Raw genomic sequence first — 310 nt, 5'->3', positions numbered from 1 at the left:
CGGCAGCAACAGCTGATGTAACGCATCCAGCCAAACAAGGTTTTATTCAAACAATTGGGGTTTTAGTAGATACATTCTTAGTATGTACATCAACAGCATTTATCGTATTATGTTCTGGACTTTACAAAGGATCAAATTTAGAAGGTATCGAATTAACACAAAACGCTTTAAGTTCACAAATCGGACCGTGGGCAAGCACTTTCTTAGCGATTATTATTTTCCTATTTGCTTTCAGTTCACTTCTAGGAAACTACTATTATGGTGAAACAAACATTGAATTCATTAAACAAAGTAAAACTTGGTTAACGAT

Annotated in this window: 1 protein-coding gene; it reads left to right on the top strand. The window is 34.5% G+C overall.

The genetic code is table 11. From position 1 onward, the window contains the following. A partial coding sequence (locus FE392_RS23035; protein WP_319931994.1) for an alanine:cation symporter family protein occupies positions 1-310 on the top strand: 310 nt, incomplete at both ends.

The organism is Xenorhabdus santafensis (assembly GCF_033949405.1).
Taxonomy (GTDB): Bacteria; Pseudomonadota; Gammaproteobacteria; order Enterobacterales; family Enterobacteriaceae; genus Xenorhabdus; species Xenorhabdus santafensis.
The sequence above is the reverse complement of the archived record's forward strand: the minus strand, read 5'-3'. Positions and strand labels throughout refer to the sequence as shown.